The 14,342-nt window shown below is 70.4% G+C and carries 17 protein-coding genes and 1 pseudogene; 10 read left to right on the plus strand and 8 right to left on the minus strand.

The window, feature by feature from the left end:
* Positions 1 to 21 precede the first annotated feature (21 nt).
* Positions 22 to 926, minus strand: a pseudogene (locus ACF088_RS19665) (endonuclease/exonuclease/phosphatase family protein).
* 285 nt (positions 927 to 1,211) lie between these two features.
* Here ACF088_RS19665 and ACF088_RS19670 point away from each other — a divergent pair.
* The 5 genes from ACF088_RS19670 (at position 1,212) to ACF088_RS19690 (ending at position 4,899) form a co-directional block, all read left to right on the plus strand.
* Positions 1,212 to 1,370: a hypothetical protein gene (locus tag ACF088_RS19670; protein ID WP_392377039.1), complete on the plus strand. Its 159-nt coding sequence runs from the start codon at positions 1,212 to 1,214 to the stop codon at positions 1,368 to 1,370.
* A 414-nt stretch (positions 1,371 to 1,784) separates the two neighbouring features.
* Positions 1,785 to 2,081 (plus strand): hypothetical protein, encoded by a 297-nt coding sequence (locus ACF088_RS19675; protein WP_392377040.1) that lies wholly within the window; start codon positions 1,785 to 1,787, stop codon positions 2,079 to 2,081.
* Between the two features lie 74 nt (positions 2,082 to 2,155).
* A complete protein-coding gene (locus ACF088_RS19680) occupies positions 2,156 to 3,607 on the plus strand; it encodes a putative T7SS-secreted protein (RefSeq protein WP_392377041.1) in 1,452 nt (483 codons plus the stop codon).
* On the plus strand, positions 3,607 to 4,254 hold the full coding sequence (locus ACF088_RS19685) for a hypothetical protein (protein WP_392377042.1): 648 nt from the start codon (positions 3,607 to 3,609) through the stop codon (positions 4,252 to 4,254). The genes ACF088_RS19680 and ACF088_RS19685 overlap by 1 nt, the downstream gene beginning before the upstream one ends.
* Before the next feature lie 9 nt (positions 4,255 to 4,263).
* The gene (locus tag ACF088_RS19690; protein ID WP_392377043.1) at positions 4,264 to 4,899 is read left to right on the plus strand and encodes a hypothetical protein; all 636 of its coding nucleotides are present in this window, start codon (positions 4,264 to 4,266) and stop codon (positions 4,897 to 4,899) included.
* Between the two features lie 140 nt (positions 4,900 to 5,039).
* Here the strand turns inward: ACF088_RS19690 and ACF088_RS19695 are convergent, their stop codons facing one another.
* Complete coding sequence (locus ACF088_RS19695; protein WP_392377044.1) at positions 5,040 to 5,900, minus strand: helix-turn-helix transcriptional regulator; 861 nt, start codon at positions 5,898 to 5,900, stop codon at positions 5,040 to 5,042.
* A gap of 86 nt (positions 5,901 to 5,986) precedes the next feature.
* Between ACF088_RS19695 and ACF088_RS19700 the strand changes: the two genes are divergently transcribed.
* On the plus strand, positions 5,987 to 6,778 hold the full coding sequence (locus ACF088_RS19700; protein WP_392377045.1) for an SDR family NAD(P)-dependent oxidoreductase: 792 nt from the start codon (positions 5,987 to 5,989) through the stop codon (positions 6,776 to 6,778).
* Positions 6,779 to 6,942: 164 nt separating this feature from the next.
* Here the strand turns inward: ACF088_RS19700 and ACF088_RS19705 are convergent, their stop codons facing one another.
* Positions 6,943 to 7,140 (minus strand): hypothetical protein, encoded by a 198-nt coding sequence (locus ACF088_RS19705; protein WP_392377046.1) that lies wholly within the window; start codon positions 7,138 to 7,140, stop codon positions 6,943 to 6,945.
* A 58-nt stretch (positions 7,141 to 7,198) separates the two neighbouring features.
* Here ACF088_RS19705 and ACF088_RS19710 point away from each other — a divergent pair, with 58 nt between their 5' ends.
* Positions 7,199 to 8,161: a DUF5996 family protein gene (locus ACF088_RS19710; protein ID WP_392377170.1), complete on the plus strand. Its 963-nt coding sequence runs from the start codon at positions 7,199 to 7,201 to the stop codon at positions 8,159 to 8,161.
* Between the two features lie 113 nt (positions 8,162 to 8,274).
* On the opposite strand, the gene ACF088_RS19715 is transcribed toward ACF088_RS19710, so the two are convergent.
* Both ACF088_RS19715 and ACF088_RS19720 read right to left on the minus strand, forming a co-directional pair.
* Positions 8,275 to 9,150: a glycosyltransferase family 2 protein gene (locus tag ACF088_RS19715; protein ID WP_392377047.1), complete on the minus strand. Its 876-nt coding sequence runs from the start codon at positions 9,148 to 9,150 to the stop codon at positions 8,275 to 8,277.
* A 64-nt stretch (positions 9,151 to 9,214) separates the two neighbouring features.
* On the minus strand, positions 9,215 to 9,469 hold the full coding sequence (locus tag ACF088_RS19720; RefSeq protein WP_392377048.1) for a hypothetical protein: 255 nt from the start codon (positions 9,467 to 9,469) through the stop codon (positions 9,215 to 9,217).
* 109 nt (positions 9,470 to 9,578) lie between these two features.
* On the opposite strand from ACF088_RS19720, the gene ACF088_RS19725 reads away from it, so the two are divergent.
* The 3 genes from ACF088_RS19725 (at position 9,579) to ACF088_RS19735 (ending at position 11,309) form a co-directional block, all read left to right on the plus strand.
* On the plus strand, positions 9,579 to 9,941 hold the full coding sequence (locus ACF088_RS19725; RefSeq protein ID WP_392377049.1) for a cupin domain-containing protein: 363 nt from the start codon (positions 9,579 to 9,581) through the stop codon (positions 9,939 to 9,941).
* 364 nt (positions 9,942 to 10,305) lie between these two features.
* The gene (trxA, locus tag ACF088_RS19730) at positions 10,306 to 10,716 is read left to right on the plus strand and encodes a thioredoxin (protein ID WP_392377050.1); all 411 of its coding nucleotides are present in this window, start codon (positions 10,306 to 10,308) and stop codon (positions 10,714 to 10,716) included.
* Positions 10,713 to 11,309, plus strand: a complete 597-nt coding sequence (locus ACF088_RS19735) for a histidine phosphatase family protein (RefSeq protein WP_392377051.1) — start codon at positions 10,713 to 10,715, stop codon at positions 11,307 to 11,309. The genes trxA and ACF088_RS19735 overlap by 4 nt, the downstream gene beginning before the upstream one ends.
* 176 nt (positions 11,310 to 11,485) lie before the next feature.
* Here the strand turns inward: ACF088_RS19735 and ACF088_RS19740 are convergent, their stop codons facing one another.
* From ACF088_RS19740 to ACF088_RS19750, 3 genes are all read right to left on the minus strand, one after another.
* Positions 11,486 to 12,517: a rod shape-determining protein gene (locus ACF088_RS19740; RefSeq protein ID WP_392377052.1), complete on the minus strand. Its 1,032-nt coding sequence runs from the start codon at positions 12,515 to 12,517 to the stop codon at positions 11,486 to 11,488.
* A gap of 152 nt (positions 12,518 to 12,669) precedes the next feature.
* Entirely contained in the window at positions 12,670 to 13,329 is a 660-nt protein-coding gene (locus tag ACF088_RS19745) for a hypothetical protein (RefSeq protein ID WP_392377053.1), read from the minus strand.
* The gene (locus ACF088_RS19750; RefSeq protein WP_392377054.1) at positions 13,313 to 14,302 is read right to left on the minus strand and encodes a TetR/AcrR family transcriptional regulator C-terminal domain-containing protein; all 990 of its coding nucleotides are present in this window, start codon (positions 14,300 to 14,302) and stop codon (positions 13,313 to 13,315) included. The genes ACF088_RS19745 and ACF088_RS19750 overlap by 17 nt, the downstream gene beginning before the upstream one ends.
* Positions 14,303 to 14,342 lie beyond the last annotated feature (40 nt).

Consider the following 14,342-nt stretch of genomic DNA (forward strand, 5'->3'; position numbering starts at 1 on the left):
CTCGCTGACGGCCGAGACGGTTCAGCGCAGTGCGATCCGGGCGGCGACCGGCAGATGGTCGCTGCCGGTGGGGGCAAGGTGCGGATGTGGCCGACGGCCGCTGAACGGGCCATGATCTGGTCGATTCGGGCCACCGGGAAGGCGGCAGGGAAGCTGAAGGCAAAACCCTGCTCTGCCACGTTCATCCGTGAGGTCAGCGGGGCCAGCCCACGGTCGTCGACCGTGCTGTTGAGGTCGCCCAGCAGGATCACCTTGCTCAGCTTCTCGGTGGCGACGGCCTTGCCCAGCAGGTCAGCGCTTTCATCGCGCCAGGAGGATGCGAGGCCGCTCGCCCCGACGCGGATCGAGGGCAGGTGTGCGACGTACACCGCGATGTCGCCGTCCGGCGTGTGGACCACGGTCCGCAGCCCGCGACTCCAGGTCTCCGTGATCCCACGGGGTTTGATGTCCACCAGGCGAGCACCCGTGAGCGGATGCTTCGACCACAGTCCGACAGTGCCCTGGACCGTGTGGTACGGGTACTCCGGGGCGAGAGTCTTCTCGTAAGCCGGCAGCGCCAGGGGCACCAGCTCCTCCAGCGCGATGAGGTCGGGCTCGGCGTCCGCCAGGGCGCGGGCCGTGCCCGCCGGGTCGCGGTTCTCGTCGCTGACGTTGTGCTGCACCACGACCACGTCGTGCAGGCCCGACTTCGCCCCGGGCAGGAGCAGCCCGCCGAAGAGATACGTCCAGGCCGCCGTCGGCAGCAGCAGGGCCACCAGCGCGGTGGCGGAACGGCGCAGCAAGGCCAGGCCGAGCAGCGCCACGACCACCAGGCCAAGCCAAGGCAGGAACGCTTCCAGCAAACTGCCCAGGCGCCCGGCGGAGTTGGGCACTGCCCCGTGGAACGCCAGCAGCCCGGCCGTCAGCACCGCGAACGCTGCGAGCACCCGCCCCCGCGTCCAGACCGACCGCCCCCTCCCACCCCCCTTCGCGCCTTTGCCCGGAACCCACCGCCCAGCCCGGCGCTGCGCGCACCGGCCCACTGCTGCCTTCACCGTCGACGTCACACCGCTGTCCGCCCGCTCCACCTGGCTTCCCATCCGCTCGCCCCCGCTCCCCAAGACGAGTCACCAGGTGCATCGGTTTCCGCTTCCCTGTAGCGCCTGCCGCCGTCTCCGCCCGTGCGGAGACGGCGAGCCCCCCCTGGGGGAGGGGACCCTGGTCCCGAGCCGATGCTGTCGGCACTGGTGGTCAATGGATCCAGCAAGAAGCCGTCCGGCCAATTCTTCGAGCTGGCCGTTACCGAGTTCCGCCGTCGGGAGCCGGACTGGACCTGGGAGCGGGAGCGGGATGCGGTGTTCGACCGCTACCGCGACGCGATTTCGCCGTGAGCGGCGCCCGGGGCGTCGTACAAGGTCAACCACAAGCCGTACGACCGCTGGTCCATGGGACCAACCCCGCGACTGCGGGGAGGAGCGCCGACGCCTCCGCTTCTCCGGGAGGTAGCAGGGACCACGATGCGCTGGACAAGGCTGGCGCGGTGGACTGGGGACCACCCCGCATGTGCGGGGACCACTTGCCCTTCTTGCCGTCCACCCAGCCGTCGTGGGGGCCAACCCCGCCTGCGCGGGGACCACCCCGCCTGGCTGCTGACCGCCGCCACAATCGCGGGGCCAACCCCGCCTGCGCGGGGACCACTATCTCCCGCGACGCCCGCCGGGTCGGGGGCCTGGCCCTTGTGCCTTGCACCTCCACTCGCCGCTTTACAATCCTTTGACGAACTGTAATCGGGGTCCGGGGGATACATGGGCGGGTACTTCAAGGTCGAAGCTGACGATCTCGGTCGTCTGTTGAAAGACCTGCACGACAGCCAGGAGAACATGCGCAAGGCGCTCGGCGCCCTGAAGGACGTGGGGCCGAAGAGCACCGGCGCGGAGACACTCGACAACGCCTGCGACGAGTTCCACGACAGCTGGGACAACGCCATCAAGAAGATCGCCGACGGCACCCAGGCCATCGAGGAGAAGCTGAAGCAGACGAAGAGCAACTACGAGGCGGTCGAACACGCCCTGCGCGACGCCTTCCACAAGGGTTCCAAGTAGCCCTGCCGCGCACGCTCTTCTCGCCGTTCCTTCGGCGCACAGCTCCTTTCCGCGATCACTTCGGCAGGTGTCTCATGAGTAATCAGAACTTCCCCGCGCTCGGCTTCAACCCCGCTCCCGGCCACCTGGAGAGTGTCGACGACCTCACCGGCAAACTCGATACCGCGATGCGTTCCCTGAGCTCGGCTCACTCCGTCCTGCACCGCCTCGGCAGGGGAGCCGGAGTGTGGGAGGGCGAGGCTGCCCGCGCCTTTGCGGGACAGGTCGGAGACCTGCCGAAGTACGTGAGCGACAGTCGCGACGCCATGCGCGACGCCGCCACCCAGCTCAAGTCCTGGCACACCGCGCTGGCGTCGTACCAGCACAAGGGCCGCCAGTACGAGGCGGACGCCGCCGCGGCCAAGAATGAGCAGAAAACCCGCACTGCGGAGCACGGCCGCGCGGAGGCCGCCTACAACAGGGCCGCTTCCGATCCTGCCCTGAGTCTCGCCGGGCAGTACTACACCAGCAAGGCGGAACTGGACTCCGCTCAGGCGAAGATCGACGCGGCGAACGACCGCCTGGACAAGGCGAACAACGCGCTCGACCTCACCCAGAAGCGACTGGACTCCGCGACGGCCGAGCTGGAGTCCATCATCAAGAAGGCGGAGGATCTCCTCGGCGACCACCAGGATGAGGCGCGTGGCATAGCCGACCGCATCCGCAAGGCCACCGAAGGCGCTCCCGACCCCGGATTCTGGGAGGGCCTCGGCGATGCTTTCACCCGCATCGGCCACAACATCCAGAACTGGTGCACCAAGCACGCCGACCTTCTCAAGTCGATCGGCGACGCGCTCAGCATCGCCTCCAGCATCCTCGGCGTCGCCTCCCTCCTCACGCTCTGGTGCCCGCCGCTCTCCGGCGCCCTCGCGCTCGCCGGCGGCGCAATGTCCCTGGGAGCGCTGGCCGCGCACGGCGCGGCAAAGCTCGGTGGGGCGGACGTGGGCGTGATGGACCTGGTCGGCGACGGTCTCGGGGTGCTCCCGGTCGGGAAGTTCGGCGCGGCGGCAACGAAGGGGGTGAAGGTCGGTATGAAGGTGACCCGCATCGAGGGACAGGCGGTCAAGTCCATCGACAAGGTGAAGAAGATCGAAGCACTCAAGAACGCGGGCTTCACGGGGGAAAGACTGAGCGGAACCAACCTGCTGCGCCGCCCCATCGTGGAGGGGACCGAAAAATTCTCCGCCAAGGGCTTGAGCTTCGGCGATCGCGCCAAGCTCGCATGGACCAGCCACGTACAGGACACCGTGGGCGCAAGTATCAAGGAGGCGGGCCTCAGCAAGGGCCTGACCAAGGCCATGGAGAGTCGTTTCACTCCGACAGCGGTGAAGGACTCCCTGGGCGCCGCCCTCCGCGCCGACGGCTCCATCGACCCCATATCGTGGTGGAGCAGGGGCCCGCAGGTTGCCCAGCAGGTGCCGGGCATCGCGATCGATGCCCACACCGCCCTCACCTCTCCGGGTACGCCCGCCGCCGGGAGGCTGTGATGAGTGGCCTGAACCCCGAGGTGTCGATCGAGTTCGAGACACCCGACATCTTTCACGAACTCCCGCTGCACCTCCCTGCCGAAGTCCTTGATGCCGCTCTGTGGGAACTGGCCGAGAAGATCTGGCCGGCGGGCACCGAGTTCCAGCGCGAGGCGACCGCGCTGGTCTACGCAGACCTCACGGACACTTTGATGGCCGACGGGGTCATGTACGCCTCGCTGGGGCTCTTCGAAACGGAGGACGGGGAGGTCAGTACCGCCAACCTCATCGCCCGTGTGGAGAGCGTCGACGAGGAGGAACCCGCCGTCGTCGCCGCCTCGGTCCAGGAAGAACTGGCACTTCAGGAGCACCGGGACGTTCATCACGTGGACCTTCCGTGCGGCCCCGCCGTGCTCTCCTTCCACTCCACCGAACTCGACGGCGACTCAGTCCTCTCCTCGCTCGCCTTCGCCCATGTGGAGCTGTATGTGCCCTCCTCCGTGCCCGGGTGGCTGGCCGTCCTCTCCCTCTCCACGCCCAGCTTCGCCGAACTCCCCCGCTACGTCGGATGGTTGCGGCAGATCGGTGAAACCTTCGCCTTCCGCCTCGCCGCGCAGCCCGATGAGGAGTCCCGCACACCCACCGATGTCCGCTCGGTGTTCGGCTAGGAGAAGATCATGAACAGCTCCACGAAGGTTTGGTTCCACGCTCGGAACCCCTCGAACAGCGAACCCGGGGAATGCGCCTTCCCTCTCGAATTTGTCGTCGCACCTTTTCGGGGCGAACCATTCGCCTACGCCGCCACGGGCACGCCCCCGAACTGGGCACTGCCTCCCGGCACCGAACCGCGCTACACCCTGTACCGCACCAAGGACACCTCAGAGCCCGTCGTCGTCCTCGTCGCACAGGGCGAACTTTTCACGGTCCTGACGCCCGACCACCAGGTCCTGGCCGAGCTCCGACTGCCACCACCCGAGCAGAAGTGGCGCCGCGTCCATGAGATCGTGCGGCCGAAGCAGCCCCTTCTGCGGGCTCGCGGAGCCTCCATCGGCTCGATCATCAAGTCGGTGCTCTGCATTCCCCTCATCATTATCGAGTTCATCTCCTATTTGCTCACCGACGGCGACATCGTCATCGACCCCCCGACCCGCACCGTCTGGAAAACCACCCGAGGACTGTGGAAACGCACGGCACTGAAGCAACGGATAGGAGAGCCCACCTACCGCGTCTACGGCAAACACCTCGACCACCGCATCGCCTACGCCCAGTCGGTGGCAGGCCTCTGGCGAGTGGACAGGGGCGACGACAGGTAGGGCCCGATGGGACGGCCGCCACGGCGCAGGATTTGTCGGAGGCTCCGCCCGGCCCGGGGCGGAGCCTCTGCGCGTGGGAAGCGGAATCCGCTGCCCCGTAGGCAGTGACGGATCCCGAGCTGGACGGCAGCCCGGGGAGGTCAGCCGGGTACGTCCATGCGCTGCGTGCCGATGACGGACAGCAGTTGTAGTGCCTCTTCCGAGGGGGAGCCGGGGGGTGCGGTGTAGATGATGACCCGCTGGTCGCGGTCGGTGATGTCCAGGATGTCGCAGTTGACGCTGACGGGGCCGACGAGAGGGTGCTCGAAGGTCTTGCAGAGGGTGGGCCGGGCGGTCACGTCATGGGCTGCCCAGATGCGGGCGAACTCTTCGCTGCCGGCCAGGAGTTCCTTGACCAGACCGGTCAGCTCCGGGTCGGTGGGGTAACGCGCCGCGGCGGCGCGCAGGTGCTGGGCCGAGGTCCGGGTGAATGCGTCCGCGTCCGCGACGCCGTACAGCCGTCGGCCGTGCCGGTACGGGCCGAGGAAGGCGCGTCGGAGGAGATTGCGGTCCCGGCGCGACAGGACGGAGAAGTCCTCCATCAGGGCGGCGGCCAGGCCGTTCCAGGCGATGACCTCGTACGTCGCCGAGATCACGATCGCCGCGGCCCCCGGCAGCCGGTGCAGCAGGTCGACGATGCTCTGCCGTACCTCCCGCGAAGGCCCGGGGGGAGGCAGGGGCGGGGCCCCGGCGAGGTGGTGGAGGTGGTCGCGCTCGGTGTCCGACAGGCGCAGCGCGCGGGCAAGTTGGGCCAGCACCTCGCGGGAGGGATGGAGGGCGCGGGCCTGCTCCAGCCGCGTGTAGTACTCGGTCGAGATGAAGGCCAGCTGCGCCACCTCCTCGCGGCGCAGTCCCGGGGTGCGGCGGCGCGGCCCGGCGGGCCACCCCACGTCTGCGGGGGTGATGCGCTCGCGTCTGCTGCGCAGGAAGTCACCCAGCTCTCGTCGTACTCGTCGATTCACCTGCCCAGTGTGCGCGGGGGCCGAGGTCCCAGCCAGGTACTCCCGGGGCCTGGATGAGCGGGGCGGCCGGACACAGGCTCGTCGGCATGAACAACACACCGATCACGTCAAGCACGAACTCGGGCCTGCTCGCCGGCAAGGTCGCCTTCATCACCGGCGCCGGCCGCGGCATCGGCGCGGCTTCAGCCCGGCTGTTCGCCCGGGAGGGGGCCAGGGTGCTCCTCGCGGCCCGCACGGAGGCCCAGCTCAAGACGGTGACCGAGGAGATCCGGGCGTCCGGCGGTACCGCAGACCATGTGGTGTGCGACCTGGCCGACGCGGCGAGCATCCGGGCCGCCGTCGACCGGGCCGTGGAGCTGTACGGCCGGCTCGACGTGGCCTTCAACAACGGCGCGACGGGCCAGCCGCCCGGCCCGATGGATCAGCTGTCGGAGGCCGATTTCGACCACGTCTGCGCCGTCAACCTCAAGGGTCCTTGGCTGGCCATGACCGCCGAGATCGCCGCCATTCGCGCCACGTCGAAGCGCGGGGCCATCGTCAACACCTCCAGCGTCGGCAGCCTGATGGGCAACCCCCAGCTGCCCGCGTACGGCGCGGCGAAGAGGGCGGTCAACAGTCTCACCGCGTCGGCGTCCGTCACCTACGGCCCGGAGGGGATCCGGGTCAACGCCATCGCGCCCGGCACCACACTCACCGAGATGCTGCACGAGTGGGAGGAGAAGTCCCCGGGCACCATCGAGCAGCTCAACGCCCTGACCCCGCTGGGCCGCGCCGCCGATCCGGACGAGATCGCCCAGGCCGCCGCCTGGCTCCTCAGCGACCGCTCCTCCTACGTCACCGGTACGGTCCTCCGCGTCGACGGCGGTATGCGCGCCTGATGCCGGCAAGGGCGTGCGTGAGGTGACGCGGGGAGGGCCGCTGCTGATATTCCTCAGCATTCCTCAGCATTCCTCAGCCGGAGCGCAGTGACGGGCTCCGTCCGGTCGAGCCGAACGGCGGCCTGGCGTTCTGACGCGACGGTAGGGCTGAGTCGCTTTCCGAGTCACTTGATTGCTGCTTCTGCGCGGTACCAGTTGTAGCCGTAGCCGTAGCCGTAGCCGTAGCCGTAGCCGTAGCCGTAGCCGTCGCTGCCGGACGCATGCGTAGCGTCGTGGCTTTGGGTTGGCCGGGTGGTGTTGTGCGTCCGTGTAGAGGTGTTGCGGGGAGGCGGCATGCCGTTGTGCCCTCGCGTGGCCATCATGGGCATCCAGTCCGCCCGGCCGTCAGGAGCGCGGGGCGGGAAGGGGAAGGTGATGACGGTGGAGCTGTTCCCGCCGATCCCGCTGGCCGAGTGGCGGGACACCAAAGAGACGCTGCATCGCTTCGCTCAGATCGTGGGGAAGGTCCGGCTGGCCGCCGGTCCGCGGCGCAATCACTGGTGGAACGTGCCGTTCCACCTCACCGGACGCGGAATCACCAGCCGGCCGATGGGGCAGGTCGACGGTAACCCGGTCTTCACGGTCGATTTTGACTTCGTCGGTCATCAGCTGGTCGTCACGGCGCTGGACGGCCGGGCGTTCTCCTTTCCGCTCGTCGGCCAGTCCGTGGCGTCCTTTTACGGCGCGGTCATGGAGTCGCTGGCCGCGCTGGGCGTCCGGGTGGAGCTGGACATCCCCCGGCCGTTCGACCTGCCCGATGCCGCCCGGCCGTTCGCCGAGGACACCGAGCATGCGACCTACGACGCCGGGCAGGCCACCCGCTACTGGCAGGTCCTCAGCCAGGTGGCCTCGGTACTGGAGGAGTTCGCCGCGGGCTATTCGGGGAAGGTCAGCCCGGTGCATCACTTCTGGCACACCTTCGACATCGCCCACACCCGGTTCTCCGACCGGCATGTCGACCAGCCCGGGCAGGTCGACTCGGTGACCCGTGAGGCGTACTCCCGGGAGGTCATCAGCTTCGGCTTCTGGTTCGGCGACGACTCCTTCGCCGCGCCCGCGTTCTACTCCTACACCGCTCCGGAGCCCGCGGGGCTGGCCGAGGAGCCGCTGGAGCCTGCCGCGGCACAGTGGGCCGACCGCGGCGGCAGCCACTTGGCGGTGCTGCCGTACGACGAGGCCCGCGCCGCGGCCGATCCCCGTGCCGCCGTGCTCGGTTTCTACGAGAGCGCGTACCAGGCGGGGGCCCGCCGTGCGGGATGGGACCGTGAACGGCTCGCCTGCCCGGGCGGGGTGACGGACCCGTATCTGCGGAGGGAGGGGGAGGCAGGAGGGGCGACCCCTTAAGGGACGCTCCGTTAAGGGGCGAGCCCTAAGGGAGCCAGGAGGGGACCCCTGAGCGGAGCCAGGAGGGGCCCTGAGTGGTGCCGGGGGCCCTGAGCGGGGCCGGGAAGGGCCCCTTAGATGACCGGGGGGCGGCCCAGCTTCGTCATGCGCCATACCGTGCGCCAGCGCATCGGCCGCCGCCGTCCGCACGGGGTCCGTACCCCCTCGGCGAAACCTGCGGCCCAGGCGCGCAGGCCCGCCGCCGAGCGGCTGCGGACGGCCGTCAGCGCGGCCCATACGCCGAGGTAGAGCGGCACCAGGAGCGCGGGGAGATGCCGCTTGGCCAGCCAGACGCGGTTTCTGGCGACCATGCGGTGGTAGACGGCGTGCCGGGTGGGCGAGGTGTACGGGTGCTGGAGCACCAGCTCCGGTGCGTAGCGGATGTGCCAGCCGTCGTCCAGGGCCCGCCAGGCCAGGTCGGTTTCCTCGTGCGCGTAGAAGAATTCGTCCGGCCAGCCGCCGATTCTGTCCAGCATCGGGACGGACAGGGAGTGTCCGCCACCGAGGAACGTGGTGACCAGACCGCCGCGTGCCGGGTCGCCGACGCGCAGGCGGGGGACGTGCCGACGCTGGGTGCGGCCCCGCTCGTCGGCGATGCGGAAGCTCGCGATCCCCAACTTCGGGTCCCGGGCGTGCAGTTCCGCCAGCCGGCTGAACACGTCCGGGCTGATCAGCAGGCCGTCGTCGTCCAGATCGACCACTACGTCGAGGTCCCCGAGCTTGCGCAGCTCGTCCAGGGCGACGTTCCGGCCGCCGGAGACTCCCAGGTTGTCGCTCAGCTCGATGCCCACGGCGCCGTGCGGCAGCGGGGGGAGCGGCGAGCCGTTTCCGATGACCACGATGTGGGCCGGCGGGAGGTCCTGCTTGGCGACCGAATCCAGCAGCGCCTGCAGTTCGGCGGGACGGTTTCCCATGGTCAAGATGGCGACGCCTACGCGCAGATGACGCACAGAAGAATGCTCCGTTCTTGGCAGTCCTTTCGCGATGCTAGCCCCCCAGGGGGGTGACTGCGTGCTACGGCACCTCCCCGGCGACATCCCGTCGGGCGGCAGTGGCGGAGCCCTTCCCGGGGGCCCGCCGGTCGTGCCCGTTGTCGTGCCCGTTGTCGTGCCCGTTGTCGTGCTCGTCAGGCCGGGGGCTGCTCGCCGTGCGCGTCCGGCCCGGGGCCGCGAAGGACACCTCGTGTACCTGCGGGGTGCCGGTTGCGGGGTGCGGGGGGACATCGCGGGGGAGGGGCCGGCCGGGGAGGGCGCGGGCCGGTTCTGCCACGGTGCGCCTCCCGGTCCGGACCCGGTGGCCGGGTGCTCCGGCGCGGCGCACCATGGAAGGACCGGGGGGTATGCCCGGATGGCCAGGGGGGTGGATGGAGGAAGCCCTCATGATGGAAGTCAAGACGGTCGACAAGCCGGATGAACGGCGCGACTTTCCCCGGGGCCACCTCGAAGCCCTGCACCTCACCGGACTGGACTTTGCCGTGGCCACCTTCGAGCCCGGCTGGCACTGGACGGAGTCGGTGGGGCCGATCGTCGGAACCGACAGCTGCGAGGTACACCACAACTGCTACATGGTCCAGGGCCGGATGCGTCTGCGGATGAACGACGGCGCCGAGTCCGAGGTGGGCCCCGGCGATGTGTTCGTCTGTCCGCCCGGTCACGATGCCTGGGTCGTGGGGGACGAACAGGTCATCCTGTACGACTTCGCAGGCGGTATGGCGACCGACTACGCCAAGGCGAAGAGCTAGGAAGGGCCAGCGAGAGCCGGGGAGAGCCGGGGAGAGCCAGCGAGAGCCAGGGGTGTCTCACCGGGTGGTGGCGTGGAGCGCTTCGGGGATCACGCGGAGGGCGACGCGGAGGGCGACGTGGAGGGCGACGCTTCCCGGGGGCGCGCCGGGAGCGGAATCAAGGGGGGCGGGGGCGCTCTCGGCGCCGTGCCGGAGGCCGGTGGGCGGCGTGGGGTTTGCCACGTGAATTGCGATGTCTAGGAACGCGATCGGTGGGCAGGGGTGCGGGACGGTCCGGCGTGCGGAATACGTCACGGGTTGTGCCCGTTACCGCAGCCGGAGACCGACTGGCAATCGTCGACAGACCGGAAGCAGGGAAACACGCATGAGCACCATCGAGCTCACCAAGGAAAACTTCGACGACATCGTCTCCGGCAACGATTTCGTCCTCATCGACTTCTGGGCCGAGTGGTGCGGGCCGTGCAAGCAGTTCGGCCCGGTCTTCGAGAAGTCGTCCGAGACGCATGACGACCTGGTCTTCGCCAAGGTCGACACGGAGGCGCAGCCCGAGCTGGCCCAGGCCCTCCAGATCCAGTCCATCCCGACCGTGATGATCGTCCGCGAGAACATCGCGGTCTTCGCCCAGCCGGGCGCGCTGCCCGCGGAGGCCCTGGAGGACGTCATCGGCCAGGCCCGCGCGCTGGACATGGACGAGGTCCGTGCCTCGGTCACCGAGGCCCAGCAGGGCGAGCAGGCCGAGGCCGCCGAGCAGGGGCAGCAGGCGCAGGGCTCGTGAGCGACCTCCTTCTGGTCCGGCACGGCGAGACCGAGTGGAGTCGGGACGGCAGGCACACCAGCTGGACCGATCTGCCGCTGACCGCGGTCGGTGAGGAGCAGGCCCGCGCACTGCGGCCGCTGCTGTCGGACCGGAAGATCGGGCAGGTGTACGCCAGCCCGATGGAGCGGGCGCTGCGCACCGCCGAGCTGGCGGGCCTCGCCCGCCCGCAGACCGACGCCGACCTGCGGGAATGGGACTACGGCGGCTACGAGGGCATCGCCACCGCCGAGATCCACCGCAGCCGGCCCGGCTGGTATCTGTTCTCCGACGGTGTCCCCGAGGGGCCCGACGGGCACCCCGGGGAGTCACCGGAGCAGGTCGGGGCGCGTGCCGACCGGGTGCTGGCGCGGATCGTGCCGCAGCTGGCAGCCGACGAGGGGGATGTGGCGCTGGTGGCGCACGCCCACTTCCTGCGGGTGCTGGCCGCCCGCAGGCTCGGGCTGCCGCCCGGCGCCGGCGGGCTGTTCACGTTCGAGACCGGGGCGGTGGGTGTCCTGGGCACCGAGCACGACCGCCCCGCCATGGTCGCCTGGAACGCCCGGAGTCTGTAGCGCCCGGAGTCTGTAGCGCCTTGAGTCTGTAGTACCCGAGGTCTGTGGTGCCCGGAGCCCGTAGCGCCCGGAGCCTGTAGCGCCCGGAGTCTGTGGTGTCCCGAGTCGACAGGCTGACAGGGTCTGTGACGCCCCGAGCGGCAGGCTGACCGGCCCGGCCCGGCGTGTGCGCGTCCTTACGGATCCATCGGATCGAGGTGCAGGGGTTGCACCTTGCCCTCGATCATGGCGCCGAGCCCCATGACGGCACAGGTGTCGGGGCGGTCAGCGGTGTGCACCGGCATGGTCGTGGCCTGATGGATCATCGGCTCCAGTCCGGGGATCAGCGCGCTGCCGCCCGCGAGCACGATGCCGCGCTCCCCGAGGTCCGCCACCAGATCCGGCGGGCAGCGGCGCAGCACCGACCCGATGGCGTCGAGGATCGCGGTCAGCGGGGTGGTGATGGCGTCCCGGACCCGCTCGGTGTCGACGTGCACGGAGCGCGCCATCCCGCTGACCACATCCCGGCCGTGCACCTCGGTGGAGCCGGGGGTGAGACCGTCGCCGCCGGAGAGGATCAGCTGCAGCGGACGTACCGCCTGGCCCGCCAGCATCAGCTCGTGGTGCAACCGCAGATGCTGGATCACCGCGTGGTCGATGGCGTTTCCGCCCACCGGAACGGTCTCCGCCGCCACGATCGAACCGAGCGAGAGCACCGCGACCTGTGTGGTTCCCGCGCCGCACACCACGATCATGGTGGCCTCGGGCTGCTCCACCGGCAGCCCGGATCCCACCGCGGCGGCGACCAGGGTGTCGACCAGCTCCACCCGCCGTGCCCCCAGCCCCGTCAGCGTCTCCACGGCCGCCCGCTGGGCCAGCGGCTCGCTGCCGTACGGGAGGCAGACCGCGGCCCGTGTCGTGGGGCGGCGCCGCCAGGTCTTGCGCAGCTTGTCGCCCACCAGGGTGCGCAGCAGCCGCTGGGCCATGTCGATGTCGACGATGGTGCCGTGGGAGACCGGGCGCACCACCCGGATGTAGTCGGGGGTGCGCCCGTCCATCACCTCGGCCTGGGCGCCGACGGCCAGCAGTGCCCCGGTACGGGTGTTGATGGCGGCGACGGTCGGTTCATCGACGACCAGCCCCTGGTTCTTCACATACACCCTGGTCCGGGCCGCTCCGAGGTCGACGGCGGCCGAGCACCGCCGCAATTGGGCGAGGCTGATGGTCATGGATGATTCCTCCCCGACGGGCCGGTATGGACGAAAGCGCTCGTGCGGCCTGTTCGCAGGGACCGCTCGTGCGCCATCCTCCGGTCGTGCGCGGCCGCCCGCCCGCTGGAAAGGTCCGCTCGGGGGACGGGCCGGGGACGGACCGGGGGCGGTTAGGGCGAAGGAGTGATGTCGCGGCGGTCCGCCGGTGTGGCGGGGGCCGAACCGGTCAGCCGCTGGTACAGCCCCCAGGTGAATTCCGCGACGATGTCCCGGGGGGTGCCGTCGGGACCGGGGGCGGTACAGGCCAGCTGCCAGCGGGTGGGGGCGCTGCCCTCCCGCGGGCGGGCCGGTGCGAAGGCGCGGGCGACCTCGTCGACCGTGCACGACCAGGGCGTCAGATCGTCGGTCGTCCGCAGGTCAGGGGTGGTGGCGCCGGGCGCCCGGACGAGCCAGGCGTTCCAGACGGCGCCCCGGGTGCCGGTGAGGACCTCGAAGCGCAGATCGGGCCACAGCGGAACGGTCCAGTTCAGGGCCTCACAGGTCAGGTCGCCGATACGGCGGGTGGTGACGGTCTCGGGGGTGCCGAGCAGCGCACGATACGGCTGGACGCCGCCGCGCGCCCGCGGGGCGTGCATCCGTGCCTGCCAGCGGCGGTTGGCCTCGCGCAGATCGGCCCGGGAGGCCCGCAGGGTGCGCAGGGCGTCCTCGACCAGGCCGGGGTGGTGGTCGGCCATCCGGCGCAGGAGGACGAGCTGGAAGGCGACCGGTCCCGGCAGGCCGGAGGCGGCTCCGGAGCCGGCGGGCGGGTCGGTGTCAGCGGTGCCGTTCATGAGGGCCATGGTCGCGGACGGCGGGCGATCCGGGGGCGCCGGGACGGGGGCCGTCGACGAGCGCCGCCATGCCGTCCAGCAGACGGGCCAGCCCGAACTCGAAGAGCGAGTCCTGATTCACCACGTCCTCGCCGATCGCCGAGGCCCCCGCGTACATGGGGTAGGAGCCCGAGGCGAGGATCCCCTCGAACGCCGGCTCCATCGTGGCCATCCACCGGTCCTGGTCCATGCCGGTCTCCTGCTCGGCCTCCAGATCGTCCTCGAAGCCGGCGGCGGTGGACAGCACGAAGCCCAGCAGCGTCAGCGCCATGTGGATCAGCGTCACCGGGTCCATCCCCCGGACCCGTGCCATGGTCCACTCGATGAGCGCCATCGCCCGCGGCATCGGCTGCGGCCGGGTGATCGACAGGTACTGCGCCAGCCAGGGGTGGCGCCGGTAGAGCTCCCACTGCAGCCGTGCGCCCGCCTCCATCCGTGCGCGCCAGTCCTCCGGCGCCGGTTCGGGCAGCTCGACGTCGTGGAACGCGGCGTCCGCCATCAGCAGCACCAGTTCGTCCTTGCCGGCCACATGACGGTAGAGCGCCATCGAGGACACCCCGAACTCGGCGGCGACCCGGCGCATCGACAGCGCCCGCAGCCCCTCGGCATCGGCGACCTTGATCCCGGCCCGTACGACGCTCTCGCGGCTCAGCCCGCTGTCCGTCTCGCGCGGGCGCCGCTCCCGCGCGGGCCCGCTGCGGGCGGTCCGCTGCGGCTCGGCCACGACCGTGCCCACCCCCGGTACGACCCGTACGAGTCCCTCCTGGCGCAGCGTCGTCAGCACCTTGGTGGCGGTGGCCATCGCCACCCCCCACTCCTGGGTGATCCGCCGGGTCGAGGGCACCCGGTCGCCCGGCGTCAGCTCGCCGGTGGCGATACGGCGCCGGATCGCGTCGGCGATCTTGCGGTAGGGCGGTGGGGATGACTGCTCCACGGGGGACCTCCGTACTAGTGCACCAGGGGAATTCAGGGTA

This window comes from Streptomyces sp. NPDC015125, assembly GCF_043080045.1.
Lineage (GTDB): Bacteria > Actinomycetota > Actinomycetes > Streptomycetales > Streptomycetaceae > Streptomyces.

Excerpts from the sequence above, each read along its gene's own strand:
- ACF088_RS19680 (WP_392377041.1), top strand. The coding sequence starts at position 2,156 with ATGAGTAATCAGAACTTCCCCGCGCTCGGCTTCAACCCCGCTCCCGGC.
- ACF088_RS19725 (WP_392377049.1), top strand. The coding sequence starts at position 9,579 with ATGATGGAAGTCAAGACGGTCGACAAGCCGGATGAACGGCGCGACTTT.
- ACF088_RS19685 (WP_392377042.1), top strand. The coding sequence starts at position 3,607 with ATGAGTGGCCTGAACCCCGAGGTGTCGATCGAGTTCGAGACACCCGAC.
- ACF088_RS19740 (WP_392377052.1), bottom strand. The coding sequence starts at position 12,517 with ATGACCATCAGCCTCGCCCAATTGCGGCGGTGCTCGGCCGCCGTCGAC.
- trxA (WP_392377050.1), top strand. The coding sequence starts at position 10,306 with ATGAGCACCATCGAGCTCACCAAGGAAAACTTCGACGACATCGTCTCC.
- ACF088_RS19675 (WP_392377040.1), top strand. The coding sequence starts at position 1,785 with ATGGGCGGGTACTTCAAGGTCGAAGCTGACGATCTCGGTCGTCTGTTG.
- ACF088_RS19670 (WP_392377039.1), top strand. The coding sequence starts at position 1,212 with ATGCTGTCGGCACTGGTGGTCAATGGATCCAGCAAGAAGCCGTCCGGC.
- ACF088_RS19745 (WP_392377053.1), bottom strand. The coding sequence starts at position 13,329 with ATGAACGGCACCGCTGACACCGACCCGCCCGCCGGCTCCGGAGCCGCC.
- ACF088_RS19705 (WP_392377046.1), bottom strand. The coding sequence starts at position 7,140 with ATGATGGCCACGCGAGGGCACAACGGCATGCCGCCTCCCCGCAACACC.
- ACF088_RS19690 (WP_392377043.1), top strand. The coding sequence starts at position 4,264 with ATGAACAGCTCCACGAAGGTTTGGTTCCACGCTCGGAACCCCTCGAAC.
- ACF088_RS19700 (WP_392377045.1), top strand. The coding sequence starts at position 5,987 with ATGAACAACACACCGATCACGTCAAGCACGAACTCGGGCCTGCTCGCC.